Annotated in this window: 1 protein-coding gene; it reads left to right on the top strand. The window is 66.3% G+C overall.

Annotated elements, in window-relative coordinates:
* Positions 1-175: 175 nt before the first annotated feature.
* Positions 176-1,408 (top strand): glycosyltransferase, encoded by a 1,233-nt coding sequence (locus U9980_RS22265; protein WP_416210355.1) that lies wholly within the window; start codon positions 176-178, stop codon positions 1,406-1,408.
* Positions 1,409-1,429: the final 21 nt, after the last annotated feature.

Raw genomic sequence — 1,429 nt, 5'->3', positions numbered from 1 at the left:
GCCTCGGCCTTCGGCTCTCGGCTGTCGGCTCTTGGCCTTCGCTGTGGTGACAGGTGACCTTATGGTGACCTGACTGTGGCCTCTGGTGGTGCTGTTGGCGGTGGGGGAGGCACTGCCCACACCACACGCGGGGTTGCGGCGAGGGGGCCGCCGATTTGCGACGCTGATCATCGTGATGATGTTGGCGGTGTGCGCGGTGTGTTCCCTGCTGGTCTGGCTGGTGCTCGCGGGCGGTCACGGGATGTTCTGGCGGACCGATACCCGGCTTGATCCTCTGAGTGTCGGGATGGATGGTGTGGTCGAGCCGGATGGTGGCTGGCCGGCTGTGACTGTGATCGTTCCTGCTCGGAATGAAGCGGATATCATCCCGTCCACGTTGCCGTCTCTGCTGGGTCAGGTCTATCCGGGTCGGTTGGAGGTGGTCCTGGTTGATGATGCCAGTGTGGATGGGACCGGGGAGTTGGCGGCTGCGTTGGCGGGGTCGGCGGGTGGGCGGGTGCCGTTGACGGTGGTGGCGGGGGGTGGGCGGCCGCCGGGTTGGGTGGGCAAGGTGTGGGCGATGGAGCAGGGGGTGCGGGCGGCGGCGGCGGATGCGGAGTGGTTGTTGTTCACTGATGCCGATATTGCGCATGGGCCGGAGTCGGTGGCTCGGTTGGTGGGTCATGCGACTGCCCGGGGGTTGGATTTGACGTCGGTGATGGCGTTTTTGCGGGCGCGGTCGGGGTGGGAGCGGCTGTTGATTCCGGCGTATGTGTATTTTTTCGCCCAGTTGTATCCGTTTCGGTGGGCGAATCGGTCGGGGTCGCGGACGGCGGCTGCGGTGGGTCATGCGGTGTTGTTGCGGCGGGGGGCGTTGGAGCGGGCGGGGGGGTTGGCTTCGATTGCCCGGGCGGTGATTGATGATTGTTCGTTGGCGCGGGTGGTGAAGCGGAGTGGGGGGCGGATTTGGGTGGGGTTGGCGGATCCGGCTGTTGATGGGGTGCGGGGGGTGCGGCCGTGTCCGCGGTTGGTGGATGTGTGGTCGATGGTTGCGCGGTGTGCGTATACCCAGTTGCGGCATTCGCCGGTGTTGTTGGTGGGGAGTGTGGCGGGTTTGGTGTTGACGTATGTGGTGCCGCCGGTGGCGGCTGGGGTGGGGGTGGTCGGGTTGCTGGCCGGGGGTGGTTCGGTTGCGGTGGTGGCTGCGGTTGCGGGTGTGGGTGGGTGGGTGGTGATGACTGCTACGTACATTCCGATGGTTCGTTACTATTTGCAGCCGGCTCGTGATGCGGTGTTTCTGCCGGTGGTGGCTGTTCTGTATGTGTTGATGACGGTGGATTCGGCGCGGGCGCATTGGCGTGGTCGGGGGGCTGCGTGGAAGGGGCGGACCTATCCGGGGGCGGGGGGTAGTCGGGTTCCCGGCGTCTGACGTGGGTGGCCCAGCAGACGG

This window comes from Protofrankia sp. Cr1 (assembly GCF_963555865.1).
Taxonomy (GTDB): Bacteria; Actinomycetota; Actinomycetes; order Frankiales; family Frankiaceae; genus Protofrankia.
Note: the sequence above shows the minus strand (reverse complement) of the source record. Positions and strands in the feature narration are given on the sequence as shown.

Coding starts and splice junctions, on each gene's coding strand:
- U9980_RS22265 (WP_416210355.1), top strand. CDS start 176: ATGATGTTGGCGGTGTGCGCGGTGTGTTCCCTGCTGGTCTGGCTGGTG.